This is a genomic window from Pseudomonas furukawaii, from assembly GCF_002355475.1.
Classification (GTDB): domain Bacteria; phylum Pseudomonadota; class Gammaproteobacteria; order Pseudomonadales; family Pseudomonadaceae; genus Metapseudomonas; species Metapseudomonas furukawaii.
This window is the reverse complement of sequence record NZ_AP014862.1, coordinates 2,971,281-2,990,767: the sequence shown is the minus strand read 5'-3', so window position 1 is coordinate 2,990,767 and position 19,487 is coordinate 2,971,281. Positions and strand designations below refer to the sequence as shown.

General features: G+C 66.1%; 18 protein-coding genes. 5 read left to right on the top strand and 13 right to left on the bottom strand.

Going from position 1 to position 19,487, the window contains the following annotated elements; all coding sequences use genetic code 11:
• Positions 1 to 2 precede the first annotated feature (2 nt).
• From nhaA to KF707C_RS13980, 3 genes are all read right to left on the bottom strand, one after another.
• Positions 3 to 1,370, bottom strand: a complete 1,368-nt coding sequence (gene nhaA / locus KF707C_RS13990; protein WP_003452411.1) for a Na+/H+ antiporter NhaA — start codon at positions 1,368 to 1,370, stop codon at positions 3 to 5.
• Positions 1,371 to 1,484: 114 nt separating this feature from the next.
• On the bottom strand, positions 1,485 to 3,065 hold the full coding sequence (locus KF707C_RS13985) for a sensor domain-containing diguanylate cyclase (RefSeq protein ID WP_003452414.1): 1,581 nt from the start codon (positions 3,063 to 3,065) through the stop codon (positions 1,485 to 1,487).
• A gap of 484 nt (positions 3,066 to 3,549) precedes the next feature.
• Positions 3,550 to 4,335 (bottom strand): CHAD domain-containing protein, encoded by a 786-nt coding sequence (locus tag KF707C_RS13980; RefSeq protein WP_003452420.1) that lies wholly within the window; start codon positions 4,333 to 4,335, stop codon positions 3,550 to 3,552.
• Between the two features lie 185 nt (positions 4,336 to 4,520).
• Here KF707C_RS13980 and KF707C_RS13975 point away from each other — a divergent pair, with 185 nt between their 5' ends.
• Positions 4,521 to 6,521, top strand: coding sequence for a peptidase U32 family protein (locus KF707C_RS13975; protein WP_003452427.1), 2,001 nt, complete (start codon positions 4,521 to 4,523; stop codon positions 6,519 to 6,521).
• 176 nt (positions 6,522 to 6,697) lie between these two features.
• Here the strand turns inward: KF707C_RS13975 and ampC are convergent, their stop codons facing one another.
• Complete coding sequence (gene ampC, locus KF707C_RS13970) at positions 6,698 to 7,861, bottom strand: class C beta-lactamase (protein WP_004421712.1); 1,164 nt, start codon at positions 7,859 to 7,861, stop codon at positions 6,698 to 6,700.
• A gap of 96 nt (positions 7,862 to 7,957) precedes the next feature.
• Positions 7,958 to 8,959 (bottom strand): GlxA family transcriptional regulator, encoded by a 1,002-nt coding sequence (locus KF707C_RS13965; RefSeq protein ID WP_004421713.1) that lies wholly within the window; start codon positions 8,957 to 8,959, stop codon positions 7,958 to 7,960.
• A 474-nt stretch (positions 8,960 to 9,433) separates the two neighbouring features.
• Between KF707C_RS13965 and KF707C_RS13960 the strand changes: the two genes are divergently transcribed.
• Complete coding sequence (locus KF707C_RS13960; protein ID WP_004421714.1) at positions 9,434 to 10,042, top strand: LysE family translocator; 609 nt, start codon at positions 9,434 to 9,436, stop codon at positions 10,040 to 10,042.
• A gap of 45 nt (positions 10,043 to 10,087) precedes the next feature.
• Here the strand turns inward: KF707C_RS13960 and KF707C_RS13955 are convergent, their stop codons facing one another.
• Complete coding sequence (locus KF707C_RS13955) at positions 10,088 to 10,552, bottom strand: MarR family winged helix-turn-helix transcriptional regulator (RefSeq protein WP_004421715.1); 465 nt, start codon at positions 10,550 to 10,552, stop codon at positions 10,088 to 10,090.
• Between the two features lie 73 nt (positions 10,553 to 10,625).
• On the opposite strand from KF707C_RS13955, the gene KF707C_RS13950 reads away from it, so the two are divergent.
• Entirely contained in the window at positions 10,626 to 11,366 is a 741-nt protein-coding gene (locus KF707C_RS13950; protein WP_004421716.1) for a siderophore-interacting protein, read from the top strand.
• 12 nt (positions 11,367 to 11,378) lie between these two features.
• On the opposite strand, the gene KF707C_RS13945 is transcribed toward KF707C_RS13950, so the two are convergent.
• Entirely contained in the window at positions 11,379 to 11,720 is a 342-nt protein-coding gene (locus tag KF707C_RS13945; protein WP_004421717.1) for a hypothetical protein, read from the bottom strand.
• A gap of 258 nt (positions 11,721 to 11,978) precedes the next feature.
• Here KF707C_RS13945 and KF707C_RS13940 point away from each other — a divergent pair, with 258 nt between their 5' ends.
• The gene (locus KF707C_RS13940; protein ID WP_004421718.1) at positions 11,979 to 12,533 is read left to right on the top strand and encodes a hypothetical protein; all 555 of its coding nucleotides are present in this window, start codon (positions 11,979 to 11,981) and stop codon (positions 12,531 to 12,533) included.
• Positions 12,534 to 12,575: 42 nt separating this feature from the next.
• Here KF707C_RS13940 and KF707C_RS13935 read toward each other — a convergent pair whose 3' ends face one another.
• The 6 genes from KF707C_RS13935 to KF707C_RS13910 all read right to left on the bottom strand — a co-directional run bounded on the left by KF707C_RS13935 (position 12,576) and on the right by KF707C_RS13910 (position 18,590).
• On the bottom strand, positions 12,576 to 12,893 hold the full coding sequence (locus tag KF707C_RS13935) for a cytochrome C oxidase subunit IV family protein (protein ID WP_004421719.1): 318 nt from the start codon (positions 12,891 to 12,893) through the stop codon (positions 12,576 to 12,578).
• Between the two features lie 18 nt (positions 12,894 to 12,911).
• The gene (locus tag KF707C_RS13930; RefSeq protein ID WP_004421720.1) at positions 12,912 to 13,595 is read right to left on the bottom strand and encodes a heme-copper oxidase subunit III family protein; all 684 of its coding nucleotides are present in this window, start codon (positions 13,593 to 13,595) and stop codon (positions 12,912 to 12,914) included.
• Positions 13,596 to 13,599: 4 nt separating this feature from the next.
• Complete coding sequence (locus tag KF707C_RS13925) at positions 13,600 to 14,289, bottom strand: cytochrome c oxidase subunit 3 (protein ID WP_004421721.1); 690 nt, start codon at positions 14,287 to 14,289, stop codon at positions 13,600 to 13,602.
• Positions 14,286 to 16,052: a cytochrome c oxidase subunit I gene (gene ctaD, locus KF707C_RS13920; RefSeq protein WP_004421722.1), complete on the bottom strand. Its 1,767-nt coding sequence runs from the start codon at positions 16,050 to 16,052 to the stop codon at positions 14,286 to 14,288. The genes KF707C_RS13925 and ctaD overlap by 4 nt, the downstream gene beginning before the upstream one ends.
• A gap of 36 nt (positions 16,053 to 16,088) precedes the next feature.
• Complete coding sequence (locus KF707C_RS13915) at positions 16,089 to 17,534, bottom strand: cytochrome c oxidase subunit II (RefSeq protein WP_004421724.1); 1,446 nt, start codon at positions 17,532 to 17,534, stop codon at positions 16,089 to 16,091.
• 255 nt (positions 17,535 to 17,789) lie between these two features.
• A complete protein-coding gene (locus KF707C_RS13910) occupies positions 17,790 to 18,590 on the bottom strand; it encodes a lipase family protein (protein WP_004421727.1) in 801 nt (266 codons plus the stop codon).
• A 201-nt stretch (positions 18,591 to 18,791) separates the two neighbouring features.
• On the opposite strand from KF707C_RS13910, the gene acuR reads away from it, so the two are divergent.
• Positions 18,792 to 19,424: an acrylate utilization transcriptional regulator AcuR gene (gene acuR, locus KF707C_RS13905; RefSeq protein WP_036992963.1), complete on the top strand. Its 633-nt coding sequence runs from the start codon at positions 18,792 to 18,794 to the stop codon at positions 19,422 to 19,424.
• Positions 19,425 to 19,487: the final 63 nt, after the last annotated feature.

Genomic DNA, 19,487 nt, shown 5'->3' with positions numbered 1-19,487 from the left:
GCCTAGGCATCGCCTCCGGAATTGGCCCGGGAACGCCGCACCAGGCAGGCCCCGAAGGCCAATCCGATGCAGCCCGCGATCACCGAGGCCAGCAGCACGCCCAACTTGGCGGCGGCAAGCAACTCGGCGTCCGCGAACGCCAGGTTGGCGATGAAGATCGACATGGTGAAACCGATGCCCGCGAGGCAGCCGATCAGGCCCATCCAGACCCAGTTCATGCCCGATGGCAGGCTCCCCCAGCCCAGGCGCACCATCAGCCAGCTGAAACCGAACGCCCCGATGGGCTTACCGAGCACCAGGGCTGTCGCGACACCCGTGAGCACCATCAGGGACGAACCGCCCTCCAGGCTGACGCCTTCCAGGTTGACCCCCGCGTTGGCCAGGGCGAACAGCGGCATCACCAGGAAGGCCACCCAGGGATGCAGCGCCATCTGCACGCGCATCACCGGCGGCAACAGCTCCCGTTGCGCATGGCGTAGCTGCCTTACCGGCGCCATCAGTTCCGCGCCATGCCCCTGGGTGGACTGCTCGCGGGCGATGAAATCGTTGATTGCCTGGGCCGCCAGTTCCAGCGGTGCCTCGATCACCTTGACCGGCCGCACCGGTGTCATCAGCCCCAGCACCACGCCCGCCAGCGTCGGGTGCGCGCCAGTCTTCAGCAGGCCGAACCAGAGCAAGGCACCAGGCAGCAGATAGGCGTAGGCCGCGCCGATGCCCAGCCATTGCAGGCCGAGGACCAGCAGGACGCCCGCCGCCGCGATGAGGAAGCCCGTCGGGTCCAGGCCACCGGAGTAGAACAGCGCGATGATCAGCACCGCGACGATGTCGTCGATGATCGCCAGCGCCAGGAGGAAGATCCGCACCGACCCCGGTACCGAACGCCCAAGCAGGGCCAGCACGCCCACGGCGAAGGCGATGTCGGTGGCGGTTGGCACCGCCCAGCCCTGGCGGACGCCATCGGCGTGGTTGAAGGCCAGGTAGATCATCGCCGGCACCATCACGCCGCCCAGCGCCGCCACCATGGGCAGTGCGGCGAGCTTGAGATTGGACAGCGCGCCCTCGTGGATCTCCCGGCGGATTTCCATCCCCACCACCAGGAAGAACACCGTCATCAGGGCGTCGTTGATCCAGAAATGCAGCGAATAGGAAAGGCTGAAGTCACCCAGGCTGAACGCCAGCGGCAAGTGCCAGAAATGCTCGTAGCTGCTGGCGTGAGACGAGTTGGCCCAGATCAGCGCGGCGGCGGCGGCCAGCAGCAGCACCACGCCACTGATGGCTTCGATATGGAGAAACTTCTCGAATGCGGAGAATGCCTTGTCGGCGAAACGCTGCGCAGCCGGCAGCGCCTTGGAGGAAGGGCCTTGGGTCATGGTTGCTCATACTCGGCAGATTGTGCGGCGGCCCGACCAACACATGACACCTGTCTGGCTGCGACTGCAGCCTCGACACCCGGCGAGAAAAATACACAGACGCAATCGTCTTGGCTAGCCGGCGTGATCGACTCGGGCTTCCGCTTCACCCTGACGGGAGGATTCCTGTGGCGTCGTCATCAGTATATGCGCCGTCTCGACTTCCACCCGGTTACGCCCTGCCGACTTGGCTCGATACAGGGCCAGGTCCGCCGCCCGCACCAGCTCCAGCTCGCGGCCGGGCGCCTCGCTTCCGGCCAGGGTGGTCACGCCGATACTGGCGCTCAGGGTGCCCAGGGGGCTGCCCTCGTGGGTGATCCGCAATTGACGGATGCCTTGCAGCAAGGATTGTGCGACGGCCAGGGCGCCCACCCCATCGGTACCGGGCAGGATCACCGCCATCTCCTCGCCGCCGTACCGCGCCACCAGGTCCCCGGGACGCTTCACGCAATGGCGCAACTGCCGACCGACTTCCTTCAGGCATTCATCTCCGGCGATATGGCCGTAGGTATCGTTGAACGCCTTGAAATAGTCGATATCGATCAGCAGCAGGGACAGCGACACCTCCTCGCGCCCCGCCCGACGACATTCGAGGGTCAGGCGCTCATCGAAGCTGCGACGGTTGGCCAGGCCGGTCAGGGGGTCGCGCGAAGCCAGGACTTCCAGTTGGCCATTGGCCCGCAGCAGGTCTTCACGGGCACTGACCAGCAGCGCTTCGGCATTGATGCGGCGCTGGATGTTGAGGATCAGCCGGCGACCGATGCCGACGAGGGTGATCTGCAGCGCCAGGACGACGCCCAGGGCCAGCAGGGATTCGAGCTTCCAGCGGAGCAGCGCCTCCGCATGCCCCACCGCCACCGAGATCACCAGCGGGTAGCGGTCGTTGGTGCGGAAGGAGTAGATGCGTTTCACGCCGTCCAGGCCCGAGGTGAAGACGGCGCTACCGAATCGCGCGCCCTTGTAGTAGCGCGAGAAGTTGGCCGACGTGGAAAAGTCCCGCCCCACATCTTCCTCCCGGTACGGATAACGCACCAGCAGCGTGCCACTGGTACTGACCAGGCTGATGGTGCCTTCACGGCCGACATCGATCTTGCCGAACAGCCGCAGGAAGTTCTCGATGCCCAGGGACACGACGATCACCCCCGCGAAGTGGCCCTCGCGGTCCTCGAAACGGCGGCTGATGGTTATGACCCAATCACCGGTGGAACGGCTGCGGATGGGCGGGCCGATATGGATATCGATGCCCGGGGTGTCCCGGTGATGGATGAAATAGTCCCGGTCCCCACTGTTCACGCCAGCCGGTACTGGACCGGTGGAGGACATCAGCCAGTTGCCCAGGGCGTCCAGCACCACCAAGCCGTTCAACTGGTCGAGCAAACGCTCCTGGCGCTGGACCAGGCGCTGCATCCGCTGAAGGTTCTCCGGCCCCGTGCCGTCCAGCTCCAGGCGTTCGGCCATGCCCAGCAACAGCATCGAACTCTGGGTGATGACGCCTTCGGCGTAGGTATCCAGGGCCATCGCCAGATTTCGATTGCTGGTGTCGACTTCAGCGAGCGCGTGCTGGCGCGCCGCCCAGATCTGCCAGGCGGTGGCCAGGGACAGGGAGACGCAGATGGTCAGCAGCAGGAGAACGGCAAGGCGGATATCGGGCTTCACGAATGCACCGCAGGGAAGGTTCGATTCCGGGTCGCGATTCGCTGCGGACGGCTCGGTCCCCGCCTGCAATCGCCCGCCCGGCCCTGTTTCGGTCCATTCAGGAACCTGGATCAGGATCAGCCGCGAATTCTAACGATCCGCGTGGGATTCCGTATTGGCTATTTAGCCGGTCGGTCGCGCTTCGGCCGACGAACGGAGTCTTCACCCGCTCCGGGCTGGCCATTCCGCCCGCCGTCTTCCCCATCGGACGGGCGCCGGGCCCGTCCGGGCAGCCGAATCCACTGGTAGAACAGGCGGTCGAGGCGCTCCCGCAAGCGGGAGAACCAACCCCGGCGGGGTGGCGGCGGAACGGGTCGGAGAGGAATGACCTTGGCCATGACGGTTCTCCTGCGATGCGCTGGCGGATGGCTCCAGCATGGAAGGCCATCGCCCCGAACGGATTGACCTGGGGCAAGGTGGCAGCACCTGGAGTGCCGAACGCTCGCTATCGGTCCTGGGGCGACTGCCCATCGAGCGCCAGCGTCTCGGCCAGGATCGACAGCTCCACTTCCGCGGCGGCCAGTTCCGCCGCACCGGCCACCTCCCAGCGATCCTTGAGCACCAGCAGGTCCGCCTCCTGCTCGGCCCGCAGGCACCACTGGAAGTGGTCATGCCAGTCCCCCAGGGCCGATTGCACGGCCTTGAGGGAGGCGACCGCCGGAGCTGGCAGCGGCGAGAGACGCGGATAGGCCTCGTGGGCGTAGCGCATTCGCTTGACCAGCAGGCGCAAGGCATGGCGATCGAACTCGGGCTGTGCCAGGGCTTCGCGCAATCCTTCCAACTGCCGCTGCAGCCTGGCCTTTACCCGCTGGCGAAGCCTCGACAACTCCCCTGCCCGCTCCGCCTCTCGCATATGGCCCGGCCAGGCGTCCAGGATCGATAGGAATCGCACCAGCGTGGCGCTCCCCTCGATGGCGGAATAGCGCGACTCCAGCAGCCGGGCGCGTCGTTCGGCCTGGTCGGTGAATCCCTGGCGCCGCAGCTCGATGATCATCACCTCCAGGTCCCGCACCGGTGTGGTCAGGCGTCCCACGTCGGCGGCGGCTGCATCCAGCTCACGGGGCGCATCCAGTCGGCGAATGGGTCTCAAGAGGCTGCGCAGTTTGCGCAGGTTGATGCGCAGGTCGTGAAGCGCCTCGCCATCGGTACGACTGGCCAGCCGGGCACAGGCATGCTGAAGGCGGACTTCCAGCTCCAGTACCTGAGCGATCACGGCATCGACGAATGACATGGAGCGACCTCTTCCGATCAGGATGCACAGAGCCTAGCCGGAAAAGATGTGAATGCTGTTGCACCAGGTCAAGGGCGCATCGGGTGGACAGCGAGCGACGCCATCCGGCACTCCACAGGTGCCCGGGCCGCGCGCCCCCGGTACAATGCGCGCCTTGCCCGTGCAGCCTGATAAAGAAAAACACCATGTCCCTACCCAAACACCACCTGGAACTCCTGAGCCCCGCCCGCGACGTCGAGATCGCCCGCGAGGCCATCCTCCACGGGGCCGACGCCATCTACATCGGCGGCCCCAGCTTCGGTGCCCGGCACAACGCCTGCAACGAGGTGGCGGATATCGCCAGGCTGGTGGAGTTCGCCCACCGCTACCACGTGCGGGTGTTCACCACGATCAACACCATCCTCCACGACGACGAACTGGAACCGGCGCGCGCGCTGATCCACCAGCTCTACGACGCCGGCGTGGACGCCCTGATCGTCCAGGACCTGGGCATCCTCGACCTGGACATCCCCCCCATCGAGCTGCACGCCAGCACCCAGACCGACATCCGCACCCTGGAGCGGGCCAGGTTCCTCGACCAGGCCGGCTTCTCCCAGCTGGTGCTGGCCCGCGAGCTGAACCTCAAGGAAATCAGCGCCATCGCCGCTGAGACCGATGCCGCCATCGAGTTCTTCATCCACGGTGCGCTCTGCGTGGCCTTCTCCGGCCAGTGCTACATCTCCCACGCCCAGACCGGCCGCAGCGCCAACCGTGGCGACTGCTCCCAGGCCTGCCGCCTGCCCTACACCCTGAAAGACGACCAGGGCCGCGTGGTGGCCTACGAGAAGCACCTGCTGTCGATGAAGGACAACAACCAGAGCGCCAACCTGCGCGCCCTGGTGGAAGCCGGCGTGCGCTCCTTCAAGATCGAGGGACGCTACAAGGACATGGGCTACGTGAAGAACATCACCGCCTATTACCGCCAGCGCCTGGACGAAATCCTCGAGGACCGCCCGGACCTGGCCCGCGCCTCCAGCGGCCGCACCGACCACTTCTTCGTGCCGGATCCGGACAAGACCTTCCACCGCGGCAGCACCGACTACTTCGTCACCGAGCGCAAGGTGGACATCGGCGCCTTCGACTCCCCCACCTTCACCGGCCTGCTGGTCGGCCAGGTGGAAAAGGTCGGCAAACGCGACCTGATCGCCGTGACCCATGAACCGCTGTCCAACGGCGATGGCCTCAATGTGCTGGTCAAACGCGAGGTGGTGGGCTTCCGCGCCAACATCGCCGAGCTCAAGGCCGAATTCGAGGAAGATGGCGAGAAGCGCTACCGCTACCGCGTCGAGCCCAACGAGATGCCCGAGGGCCTGCACCGCCTGCGCCCAAACCACCCGCTCTCGCGCAACCTCGACCACAACTGGCAGCAGGCCCTGCTGCGCACCTCCGCCGAGCGTCGCGTCGGCGTCGACTGGAAGGCCGTCCTGCGCGAAGACGCCCTCCAACTGACCGCCACCAGTGAGGAAGGCGTCAGCGCCAGCGTGCGCCTGGACGGCCCATTCGGCGTCGCCAACAAGCCCGAGCAGGCCCTGGAGCAACTGCGCGACCTGCTCAGCCAACTGGGCACCACCCAGTACCACGCCCGCGACATCGAGCTGGACGCGCCCCAGGCCTTCTTCGTACCCAACTCGCAGCTCAAGGCATTGCGCCGCGACGCCGTCGAGAAACTCACCGAAGCCCGCATCGCCGCCCATCCCCGTGGCGGGCGCAAGCCCGAGACCGACCCGCCGCCCGTCTACCCGGAGGCGCACCTGTCGTTCCTCGCCAACGTCTACAACCAGAAGGCGCGGGACTTCTACCACCGTCACGGCGTGCAACTGATCGATGCGGCCTACGAGGCCCACGAGGAGACGGGCGAGGTGCCGGTGATGATCACCAAGCACTGCCTGCGCTTCTCCTTCAACCTCTGTCCCAAACAGGCCAAGGGCGTCACCGGCGTGCGCACCAAGGTCGCGCCGATGCAGCTGATTCACGGCGACGAGGTGCTGACCCTCAAGTTCGACTGCAAGCCCTGCGAAATGCACGTGGTGGGCAAGATCAAGGGCCACATCCTCGACCTGCCGCACCCCGGCAGCAACGCCAGCCAGGTGGTCGGGCACATCACCCCGGACGACCTGCTGAAGACCATCCGCCGCGCGCCCCACTGAGGGGCGTAACTGATCGGAACCGCACGGGCGTAAGCGCCCCTGCGCCCTCCCCTGGCTGACGAGGGTTGGCGCTCTACGGAGCATGACGGTTTCCATCACATTCCGTTGAGCCCCCTGGCCCAAGGCCTGCCCCGTCGACTCCGGCCTCCCTGGTCATCGAAATCGGCGCATCGGACTCACTCCTTCGCCGAGCAGGCCTCGACCCTGCACAGGATCCGATAGGCCAGACGTACCCGCGCCTCGTTGGGGTAGTTGCGGTTGGCGAGCACCACGATGCCCGTCTCGCGCGCCGGAACGAAGGCGACGTAGGCACCGAAGCCGTTGGTGGAGCCCGTCTTGTTCACCCAGACGTCCCGCTGGGGCGGCAAGGTCGGCGAGATGGCCTCCTCGGGATGGCTTTCCAGCGCCATGGAGGCGCCGTTGCCCCGCTCCAGCGTCGCCAGGGAAACCGGAAAGGCGTACTGCTCCCAGATCAGGTCCTGGGTCATGGCGCCTAGCCGGTAATGGCCGTTGCGAGTCGTGGCGAGCGCGCGGGCCAGCGCAGGCTCCAGGCCAGGACGGCCGAGCTGGGCCTCGACGAAGCGCAACAGGTCCCGGCTGCTGGTTTTCACACCATAGGCCTCGTCGGCCAATGGCCCCGGATTGACCCGCACCGGCTGATCGTCGCGGTTGTATCCCTGGGCGTAGCGCCGCTCGGCACTGGCCGGAACCCGGAGCCAGGTGTCCTTCAATCCGAGCCTGGGAAACAGCTGGGCCTCCATGGCCTCGATGAACGGCAGGCCCAGGCTGCGGGCGGCGACCACGCCGAGCAGGCCGATACTGGGATTGGCGTAGCTGCGGGTGCTTCCCACCGCGTACTCCGGTTCCCAGGTCCGGAAATAGCGGGTCAGATCGGCCTGGTTGCGCACGTTGTCCGGCACCTGCAAGGGGAAACCACCGGCGGTGTGAGTCGCCAGGTTCAACAAGGTCACCTCCTCCAGCCGACTCCCGCGCAACTCGGGCAGGTGGCGGGCTGGACTGTCCTGCAGGGACAGTTTCCCGCGGGCTTCGGCATAGGCCGCCAGGGTGACTGTGAAGGTCTTGCTGATGGAGCCCACCTCGAACAAGGTGTCGCGGTCCACCGGCGTGCGGGTCTCACGGGAGGCAACGCCGAAGTTGTAGAAGCGCTGTTCTCCACCTTGGGTCAGGCCGATGGCGAGGCCGGGGATGCCGTACTCGGTCATGACCTGCCGGGCTTCGTCGGCCACCCGCAAGTCCAGCCCATCGGCCGCCACCAATGGAAGCGGCAAGCCGCAGGCCAGCATCAGGAGTCCCTGGCGCAGGAGTGTGGTCGTACTCATGGAATTCGTTCTCGTCGGACATGCGAAGGGGCGCACGCTAGCACTGCAGCGCCATCAGGCCCAGAGCCGGCCTTCCAGCCAGGACGATACCGCAGGTCAGCGGCCACCCTGGGCGGGACGGGCGGCCTTGCGCAAGGCCGCCGGCGTCACCCCGAAGCGCTTGCGGAACACCTTGGCCAGGTAACCCGGATCGGCCATGCCGACCTCGTCGGCGATCAGCGCCAGGCTGTGGCTGGAGTTCAGCAGCCGCCACTCCACATGGCGCAGACGCATGTCGCTCCAGTAGTCGCTGGCGGTCATGCCGTAGGCGGCCTGGAACAGGCGATCCAGCTGGCGGCGGCTGATGCCCACCCGCTCGGCCATGTCCTCCATGGTCTTGCCGGAGGCCATCCAGTGACGCATCAGGGCGATCGCCCGCCCGACATGCCGCCCGGCCGCCGCCACGTCCTCGCGGGAACGGACCTGGTGCTGGCTGCTGCGGCTCTCGTCCACCAGCATGTCGGCCAGGCCCTTCATGGCGCGGGTGCGCCCACAGGCCCGCGCCAGCAACTCCACGGCCAGATCGATGGCGGCGAGGCCACCGGCGCAGGAGATGCGGCTGCCATCGATGCAATAGAGCTGCTCGCTGACCACGGGGATGCGCGGATAGGACGCGCGAAACTCCGACTCATGCCGCCAGTGCACCACCACCTTGTGGCCTTCGAGCAAGCCGCAGGCCGCCAGCAGGAAGCAGGCGTTGTCGATGGACACCAGCTTCACCCGCTGGGTCGCGGCTTCCTGCAGCAGTTCACCATAGCGGGGCGCCAAGGCCTCGGTGGCGCTGGCGCTGCGGCCACCGAACACCACCAGGTAGTCGTAGTCGATAAGGCGGATCTGCTCTGGTGTGAGGTCCACCCTGACCGCCGCGCCACTGCTGGACTCCACCTCGCCGGCCTCCACGCCAAGCACGGACCAGGTGCAGTAACGCTGGCGGCTGTAGTCTTCCTCATCGCCGGTAAAGCGCAGCTTGTCGAGGAACCCGCCGAAGGGAAGCATGGCGAATCCCGGCAGGGGCAGCAGCAGGAAGCGGAGGTCGGGCATCAGGGTCTCGGCAAGCATCAGTCAGCGTCCAGATATTCCATGTCAGCGTCCGAATTCTACCTGTTACGAATCTTCTAACAAGCGCAAAGCCCCTGATTTCAGGGGCTGCGCCCTGCCCTCCAGGAACCCTTGCCGAGCCGATCGACGCGAGGTCCAGATATGACAGTAATACGTCCAGAAAAGACGCATCAAGTCTGCTGACGGTGACCGCACTACCCAGTCCGTGGCGACGCAACCGTTCGCCGCAGATCATGGCCATCACCCGACACAGGGCGACGTCCAGATCTCACTCTTTCATGTCTATAAAGCACACTTATCCTGACCGCAGGTGGCCGCCAGCCCCCATGAAAACAGGGACTCCAGGCCTGCAGCCCCCATATCCGCCAGGGCATTGCGCGGGCATATCCAGTTTTCACCCAACAATGTCCAGAACCTACCCTTCACCCGTCCGATGAGCCACTACACTGGCGCCAGTTCGCAGAGGAAACCTCCATGGCACTGGACACCTGGCTCATCTACGCCCTGGCCACCCTCGGCCTGTCCCTGACACCCGGCCCCAACAGCCTGCTGGCCCTCACCCACGGAGCCCTGTACGGCGCGCGCCGCACCCTGTTCACCATCCTCGGCGGGGTCATCGGCTTCAGCCTGCTGATCGCCCTGGCCATGTTCGGCCTGGGAGCCCTGCTGCAAGCCTCCTCGGACATCCTCCTCACACTGAAATGGATCGGCGGCGCCTACCTGCTGTGGCTGGGCATCCAGCTCTGGCGCTCGCCGCCCCTGCACCTGGGCCCGCTCTCCGGTGGCGGGCTCGGTGATGCCGCCCTGTTTCGCCAAGGCTTCCTGTCGGCGGTGTCGAACCCCAAGGTGCTGTTGTTCTACGGAGCCTTTCTGCCGCAGTTCCTCGATCCGCAAGCGTCCCTGCTGACGCAGTTCTTCGTGATGGCCGCCACCTTCGCGGTGGCGGAGTTCGTCGTCGAGTACCTGCTGGCACGCCTGGCGTTTCGCATTCGCCCCTGGATGGCCCGTGGTGGCAACGTATTCAATCGTGCCTGCGGCGGCCTGTTCGTCCTGGTGGGTGCGGCCTTGCCGCTGAGCCGCTGAGCGGCTGGGGTGAGCCTTGCAGCGGTGCAGGCGTCCCGGCGCTAGCTAGTCCACCGCTGTACGGGTGTCCGGCTGGACGGCGTCCAGGTTGCCCCTGATCCGCCCCAGCAACGCCAGCAGTTGCCGGCAATCGCCCTCCTCCAATCCGGCCACCGCCTGGGCGTTGACCTGACTCGCCTGGGTCCGCGCGACCTCATGCGCGGCCGCGCCCTCTGCGGTGACGGTGAGGCGGATGCTGCGGCGATCCGCCTCGTCGGGCTGGCCTTCCAGCAGCCCGCGATCGCGCAGGCCCTTGATCAACCTCGCCACCTGGGCCTTGTCGCGCCCCGCGTGCTGAACCAGATCGCTCTGGGTGGCGCCGGGATGGACGGAAAAAAAGCCCAGCACCTTGTGCTCCATGTGGGTGAGCTCCTCGGCGCCGCCCCGCAGCGCCCGGTACTGCAGGTGGCGATACTGGTGCATGAGCCCGTGAAGGGATTCGAACACTTCATCGGCGAGTGTCATCGGCATATTGGTTGACCCTATCAACTTAATTCTTTTAAGATCGTTGATGTTATCAACCAGTCTCCGAGAGGTACAACCAATGGAGTCCAAACGTCCACAACGCCGCGTTCAACGGGTGCGCCACGAGCTTTGCCGCCGCGACGTGCAGGTGGCCCGCATCGAGCCGGTGGGCACCGCATTCCTTGCCATCACCTTCACCGGTGAAGCACTGGCCGACTTCGTTTCCCTGGGGTTCGACGACCACGTGAAGTTCATCTTCGAGAACGCCGACGGCGAGACCCTGATGCGGGACTACACGCCGCGCCATTTCGATCGCGAGAAGCGCGAGCTGACCCTCGAGTTCGCCCTGCACGGCGACGGCGACGCATCCAACTGGGCGGAGGCCGCCACGCCGGGACAGTCCGCCATCATCGGCGGGCCCCGGGGCTCCATGGTGGTTCCCGTGGATTTCGAGTGGCACCTGCTGGTAGGCGACAGCAGCGCCCTGCCCGCCATTCACCGTCGCCTGGAGGAGCTGCCGGCGGAAGCGCGCGTGATCGTGGTGGCGCTGGCCACCGAGCCCGGCGAGCGCCGCGAAATGAGTACCGCCGCGCAACTGGACCTGCACTGGGTGGCTAGCAACGACGCCCTCATCGACAGGCTACGCGAACTGCCCCTGCCGAGCGGTGAGGGCTTCGCCTGGGGGGCTGGGGAAGCCGCCACCATGAAGCGCCTGCGTGGCGTGCTGGTGGACGAGAAGCGGCACCCGAAGGACGCCATGCGCGTCGCCGCGTACTGGCGCCAGGGTGCCGCGGGTTTCCACGAGGAACTGACCGGGTGATCCCGGGGGCGATCAGCCGAGCTGGTCGATCATCACCGCATTGGTGTAGATCAGGCTGCCGTCGCTTTCCCGGTGGCCCACCAGGTGGAACTGCCCCCGCTCGTCGTCCTTGCTGAGGTAGACGCGGAACTGCAAGTCGGCGAGAGAGCCGCACTCGGCCGGGGTGATCAGCTCCATGTGCTCCATATCGGCGTCGATCATCATGTCCGGTTCATGGGTCTGCTGCAGGCGCTCCTCGGCCTGCTCCAGTCGAAGGTGGTCGGCATCGTTGACGTGGAAATGCAGGTCCCCCAGGGGAAAGGACTTCTCCGCACCCCGAGGCTTGCACCAACTCTTGATGGTCAAGGTGTTCATCAGGCTTCCTCCTGCAGTCGCATCACCGCGACAGCGTCACATTGCCAAGTTTAGACAAGCCGCGCAGGGTGTTCCGTGCTCGAGGCTCAAAGCCGCGCGCCACTAGGCCTTCGGCCACTTCCCCAAAAACCTCGGTGCTATAATTTACCCGTGAAAGAACCCTGGGATCGAACCCATGGCCCGTCCATGACGAGAGGTAATAAGGCGCTCGACCAAGGAGGTCGAAAACACCATCACGAGTACGTGTGGAGGTATGCCATGAACCGGCACTACTACATCAGCGACGACCTTGACGAACTCGAAACCGTCGAGTCCGAACTCGAGGCAAGCGGCATCAACACCGAACAGATCCACGTACTGAGCGACATGGACGCCGCCGTCGAAGAACACCATCTCCACGACGTGAATTCCTTCATGAAGCAGGACGTCGTCCACTCCGGCGAGATCGGCGCGGTCATCGGCGTACCCCTGGCCGCCCTGGTGCTGCTGGGAGCCTGGCTGGCCGGATGGACCGAGACCCCGGCGGGCTGGGTGCCCTTCGTCTTCCTCGCGGTGGTGGTGCTGGGATTCTGTATCTGGGAAGGCGGGTTCTTCGGTATCCAGGTCCCCAACGCCCACTTCCGCAAGCTGAAGGAGAAGGTCAGGGATGGCGAGCACCTCTTCTTCGTGGACGTTGAGCCGGAACAGGAATCCATCCTCGACCGCGTGATGAATCACCATCCGCAACTGCGCCTGGCCGGGACCGGCTCGGCCGCCCCCCACTGGATAGTCGCCTGGCTGCATCGCTGGCATCAGTTCAAGCGCACCATCTAGCCCTGCCTGGCACCGCACCGGCCCGCACACGCGGGCCGGTCGCTATTGGCCGAGGAACAGGCCGCGGCTGCTGAACACATAGTCCGCCTCGGCGGCCATCAGTCCCACCAGCACCAGCAGGCACAGGGGCGGGACCAGGATCGCGTAGACCAGCGCCAGCCGTTCCCAGGCCATGTGCATGAAGATGGCGACGATCAGCCCCGCCTTGAGCAGCATCAGGACGAGGATCATCGACCAGCGCAGATAGCCCGTGAAGTGGAGGTAATCCACCATGTAGGACAGGCCGCTGAGGATGAACAGCAGTCCCCAGATCTTCAGGTACAGGGTGATGGGGTGTTGTTGACCTTCGGTGTGGGCCATGTGCGTCACTCCCCTGCGCTACCACAGGTAGAAGAAAGCGAAGATGAACACCCAGACCAGGTCGACGAAGTGCCAGTAGAGCCCGGCGATCTCGACGATCTGGTAGTTCCCGCGCCGTTCGTAGTCCCCACGCAACACCTTGAAGGCCACGATGCTGAGATAGATCACCCCGATGGACACGTGCAGTCCGTGGAACCCGGTGATCATGAAGAAGCTGGCGCCGAACTGCGCCGCGCCCATGGGATTGCCCCAGGGCCGCACGCCTTCGGCGATCAGCTTGCTCCACTCGAAGGCCTGCATGCCGACGAAGGTGGCACCCAGCAGCGCGGTGGCAAGCATCAGCGCCGCGCTGCGCACGCGGTTGCGCCGATAGCCGTAGCTCACCGCCATGGCCATGGTGCCGCTGCTGGTGATGAGCACGAAGGTCATGATGGCGATGAGGATCAGGGGGATATGGGCCCCGAACAGCGTCAGGGCGAAGACCTCGCTGGGGTTGGGCCAGGCGGCGGTGGTGCTCATGCGCACCGACATGTAGCCGGTGAGGAAGCAGGTGAAGACGAAGGTGTCGCTGAGCAGGAAGATCCACATCATCGCCTTGCCCCAGGGCACCTGCTTGAAGGCGTCGCGGTCCGAAGCCCAGTCCCGGGCGATGTCGCGCCAGTTCGTGGTGGTCTCGGTCGGGGATTGCCGGGTCATGGCCATGGCGTCACCTCAGACCGCAGAAGGCCGCGATGGCCTGGTAGGTTTCCGGGGTGCTGGTGAGCAGCGCGAAGAGCACCAGCCACAACCCCAGCAGGTAGTGCCAGTAGAAGGCGCAGAGTCCCATGCTGGCACGCAGGCGCTCCACTGAACCCGTGCCCAGGAGGCGGCGCGCCACCAGCAGCCAGGCCACCAGGCCGCCCGCCAGGTGGATGCCGTGCAGCCCGGTCAGCAGGAAGAAGAAGCTGTTGGCCGGATTGCCGGCGACGCCGTAGCCCCAGGCGCTGAATTGCTGCCAGACCCAGAGTTGTCCGGCGAGGAAGGCCAGCGCGAAGGCTCCACCAAGCAGGAACGCCAGGCTGGCGTCAGTCCTCCGCCCCCCCTCCAGCGCCAGCTTGGCGCCCTGCAGGCAGACGCTGCCCAGCGCCAGCGAAGCGGTGTTGACCCAGAGCATCCAGGGATGGGCCAGGGGCGCCAGCGGGTCGGTCAGGGCCCGCCAGTCAGAGACCTGCGAGCGTGCGATGAAAGCCAGCAGGAACAGCAGGAACAGGGAGGTCACCACCCCGAGGAACACCCAGAGCCCCACCCTGGCGGTGCGCTCGGGGTCCTGGATCGGCGCCTCCTGGCCGGAGCGGCCGCCCGGCAACCAGCCTCCCTCCCCGCCACCGTCTGCGTCTTTCCAGGGTTGCGTGCTCATGGTCGACCCTCCGCCTGGCCGCCGGCTTCGCGCAGCCGCTGCAGTTCCTCATCGGAGACCGTCTGCGGCACGAAATCCTGCTCGACGCCCGGCATGCTGTAGTCGTAGGCCCAGCGATGCACCACGGGCAGGCGCTCGCGCCAGTTGCCATGCACCGGAGGCGTATCCGGGGTCTGCCACTCCAGGCTGGTGGCCCGCCAGGGATTGCCGCCGGCGGGCCGCCCCTTGAAGGTGCTCCAGGCCAGGTTGAACAGGAACAGCAGCTGCGCGGCACCCACCACCAGGGCCGCCACCGTGATGAAGGCATTCAGGTCCTGGGCGGACTGGGGGATGAACTGGTAGTCGGGATAGGCGTAGTAGCGCCTCGGCATGCCCAGGAAGCCCAGGTAGTGCATGGGGAAATAGATGGCGTAGGTGCCGAGGAAGGTGATCCAGAAATGCAGCTTGCCGAGCCGGTCGTCCAGCATCCGCCCGGTGATCTTCGGGAACCAGTGGTAGATGGAGCCGAACACCACCAGGATCGGCGCCACGCCCATGACCATGTGGAAGTGCGCCACCACGAAGTAGGTGTCGGACAGCGGGATGTCGACGATGACATTGCCGAGGAACAGCCCGGTGAGCCCGCCCACCAGGAAGGTGACGATGAAGGCCAGGGCGAACAGCATGGGGACGGTCAGGTGGATGTCGCCGTGCCAGAGGGTGAGTGTCCAGTTGTAGACCTTGAGGGCGGTGGGCACCGCGATCACCAGGGTGGAGATGGCGAAGAAGAAGCCGAAGTAGGGATTCATCCCGCTGACGTACATGTGGTGGGCCCAGACCACGAAGCTCAGCACGCCGATGGCGACTATGGCCCAGACCATCATCCGGTAGCCGAAGATGTTCTTCCGCGCATGGGTGCTGATCAGGTCCGACACCAGGCCGAAGGCCGGCAGCGCCACGATGTAGACCTCGGGGTGGCCGAAGAACCAGAACAGGTGCTGGAAGAGGATCGGGCTGCCGCCCTGGTGATCCAGCGCCTGCCCCATGGAGATCAGCGCCGGCATGAAGAAGCTGGTGCCCAGCAGGCGGTCGAAGAGCATCATGATCGCGCTGACGAAGAGCGCCGGGAACGCCAGCAGCGCGAGGATCGAGGCCATGAAGATGCCCCACACCGACAGCGGCATGCGGAACAGGGTCATGCCATGGGTGCGCGCCTGCAGCACCGTGGTCACGTAGTTGAGGCCGCCCATGGTGGCGGCGACGATGAAGATCGCCAGGGACACCAGCATGAGCACGATGCCCCACTCGGTGCCCGGCGTGCCCGGGAGGATGGCCTGGGGCGGATAGAGGGTCCAGCCCGCGCCGGTGGGTCCGCCGGGCACGAAGAAGCTGGCCAGCAGGACCAGTACCGACAGCAGGTAGAACCAGTAGCTCAGCATGTTGACGTAGGGGAAGACCATGTCCCGCGCGCCCACCATGAGCGGAATCAGGTAATTGCCGAAGCCGCCCAGGAACAGCGCCGTCAGCAGGTAGATCACCATGATCATCCCGTGCATGGTCATGGCCTGGTAGTAGGCGCCGGGGTCCATGAATTCCAGGCTGCCGGGGAATCCGATCTGCATGCGCATGAGGCCGGACAGCACCAGCGCCACCAGGCCGACGAAGATCGCGGTCAGGGAATACTGGATGGCGATGACCTTGTGGTCCTGGCTCCAGATGTAGCGGGTCAGGAAGCTTTTCGGTTCATGCAGCACATCGGCTTCGGCATGCTCGACATGGGCCATTGCAAGCCCTCCGTATCGCGTCGGGTCCGTCCGCTTCTAGGGCGCCTGTTCCTGGTCGTCGGAGTCGGGATCGGCCCTGGACCTGATGAAGGCGATCAGGGCATCCAGTTCGGTGTCGCTGGGGGTGAACGCCGGCATCAGCGGCGAGTATCCCTGCACCAGCCTGGCGGCCGGGGCCAGCACCGATTCACGCAGGTAGGCCGCGTCGGCCTCCACCTGGCTACCGTCCGCCAGGGTCACAGGGTGGCCGTAGAGCCCCTTCCAGCTCGGCCCCACGCCCTTGCTGCCGTCCAAGCTGTGGCAGGCCAGGCAACCCAGGGACTGGGCGAGCTTCTCGCCCTGCTCCACCAGGTTTCCCGCACCACCGGACTCCTGCTGGCCGACGGCGCTCAGGGACCGGATGAAGGCCACCAGGGCGGCCAGCTCATCCTGGCTGAAAGTATAGGGCACCATGACCGGCGGATAGCCCTGCACCAGGCGGGCCCGGGGATCGAGGATGGACTCCCGCAGGTAGGCCGCATCCGCCTTCAGCCGGGAGCCGTCCGCCAATTGCACCTCACGACCATAGAGGTCCTTCCAGCCCGGTCCCAGGCTCTGGCTGCCGTCCTGGCTGTGGCAGGCGGGACAGCCGTGGGTGTCCGCCAGCTGGCGCCCCCGTTCGATCAGGCCGCCCTGGCTGGGCGCACCGGCACTGGCGAGGACCTGGGCGAAGGTGGGCTGGGTCGCCAGCCATTGCTCGAAGGCCGGGGCCGGCTCCACCTGCAGCTTTCCGCGCATGTTGAAGTGCCCGACCCCACAGAACTCGGCGCAGAGGATCTCGTACTCCCCGGCCAGCGTCGGGGTGAACCAGAAGTGCGAGACCATGCCCGGCACCATGTCCATCTTTCCCCGTATCTGCGGGATGTAGAAATTGTGCAGCACATCCTTCGAGCGCAGCAGCACTTTCACCGGGCGGTCCAGGGGCAGGCGTACCTCGTTCCCGCGAACCAGCACGTCGTCCTGGCCGTGGGGGTCTCGCGGATCCAGCCCGAGCGGGTTGCGGGCGTCGACCCAACTCACGTCGGCGCGGCCCAGCTGGCCGTCCTGCCCCGGGAAGCGGAATGCCCACTGCCACTGCTGGGCGACCACCTCCAGGGGATAGGCGTCCTTCGGCACCCGGACGAAGTCGCTGTAGACCACCAGACCGGGCGCCAGCATGCCGACGATGCCCAGGGAGGTGACCACCATCAGCCACCACTCCAGGCGGCGGCTTTCCGGTTCGTAACGGGCGCGCCGGCCTTCACGATGGCGGAAGCGGATGATCGCCACCACCATGAAGCCCACGACGGCGATGAAGAAGACGCCGGTGATGACCAGGGTGATGAGCAGGGTGGTGTCGATGGAGCCCCAGTTGGAGGCAGGCGGGGTCAGGTGCCAGGGCGCGAGGAAATGGAAGAGTACGGACGCGACCAGGATGAGAGCCAGGATGATTGCGATCGCCATGATCCCATCGCCTCTTCACCGATGCTCCGGCGCCCGTGGTGGATGCCGGTCATCGACCATGCAACAGATTCGATATCCGTCTTCCGGGCGACCGGAAGCGCGGCCACTTTCCCCCCTTTCACACAGTTGCTGGCAAGTATAGACACTGCAGCCCGCCCTCCTCGTTCCCGGGACCGGGGGGCGAGCACAACGACGCACCGGTGACCGCCGGGCCGCTGCCCAGGCCGGCTCCAGCGCATCGCGTGCCGACGTGCCTCACCCCTTCATGGGCGCCGTGGGATTCTCCAGGGCGTAGAGGTAACAGCCCGCCAGGCTGTGGTCGGCCTCGACGCTGCCGTAGCTGGCGGTGAAGGTGACGGCCCGCCCCAGGTGCTGGTAGATCCAGTCGCCGGTGACACCCGGGGGGACCTCGGGCACCAGGTCGCTGTCGTTGACCACCCGAAAGGTGGGAACGCCCAGGCCGTTGTAGAAGGCGGCGAAATCCGGGGCCGCCAGGCGCGGGCTGGCGAAGTTGTAGTGTTCCAGCGGCTGGTCCGGCCAGCGCTCGCGAAGGTCCGGCACCGCCAGGCTGGAGAGCGCGCACCCCAGGCTGTGGCCGCACACGCGGATCAGGCCGCCTGGCTGCAGGCCATCAGCCGCCTGCAGCGCCATGTCCCGAAGGGAGGCGTAGAGCTTGAGGAAGCCATCGTGGACCTTCCCGGCGCCCGCTTGCCAGGGATAGCCGGCCTGGTCCGCGTCCAGGTCGTCGAGCCAGTCCTGGGGTGACTCGGTCCCCCGGAACACCAGGTACACGACTCCCTGGGCGTCGCGGGCGGCGAAGCCGAAGGGCTCCGATTCATTGAGGAAGCGCAGTTCGCTGAGGATGCTCCAGATCGGGGCGGACAGGCTCCAGCCGCTCATGGCCGGCGGCTGCCAGTTGAAGTCGGCGGGTTTGCGCGGCTTGTCCTGCGTCAGCCATTGCGCGTACTGGTCGTAGGCGGCGGCGACCAGCTGGGCAGACTGCAGGGCGACGGGAAGGGAGAAATCCGGGGGAAAGTACAGGGGAAGACTGGGCATGGTGGCCTCCTTGCCGAGGGGATCGGAACCCACTCTAGACCATGCTCGCGTCGTCGACATCCTGTCAGCGGATCTGGCCGCCGACCCCGTGGACATCGACGGCGCCTAGCTTCCGTGGAGACAAGCCGGGCCCACGCAAGATCGAACGGATGGCATTCTGGCGATTGCGTTTCTAGACGACCAGTCTAAAATCCCTTTCCCATGACCGACGCCCAATCCCCTCCCCGTCGCGGACGTCCGCCCAAGGTGGAACGCGATTTCTCCGACACCCGTGCCGCGCTGATCCGCTGCGGCATGGAACTGCTTACCGAACAGGGCTTCATGACCACCGGCATCGACACGGTGCTCAAGCGGGTGGGCGTGCCCAAGGGCTCCTTCTATCACTACTTCGAGAGCAAGGAGGCCTTCGGCCAGGCGGTGCTGGAGGCCTTCGCCGGGTACTTCGCGCGCAAGCTGGATCGCTGGTTCCTGCAGGACGACGTAGCGCCCCTGCAACGCCTTGTGGACTTCGTCGAGGACGCCAAGGCCGGCATGGCCCGCTACGCGTTCTGCCGGGGTTGCCTGGTGGGCAACCTGGGCCAGGAAGTGAGCCTCTTGCCGGAAAGCTTCCGCCTGCAACTGGAGGCGACCTTGTGCGACTGGCAGGCAAGGCTGGCGCGCTGCCTGGTCGCCGCCCGGGATGCGGGCGAACTGGCCCCGGACGCGGATTGCGAGGCCCTGGCGGCCTTCTTCTGGATTGGCTGGGAAGGCGCGATCCAGCGTGCCCGGCTGACGCGGGACAACGTCCCGCTGGATATTTTCATCAAGGGTTTTCTCGCCGGTTTGCCGCGCTAGCCCACAAGGGCTCGCGGCGTTCCGCGCCTATTAATAGACGACTGGTCTAAATGGAGGTGTGAC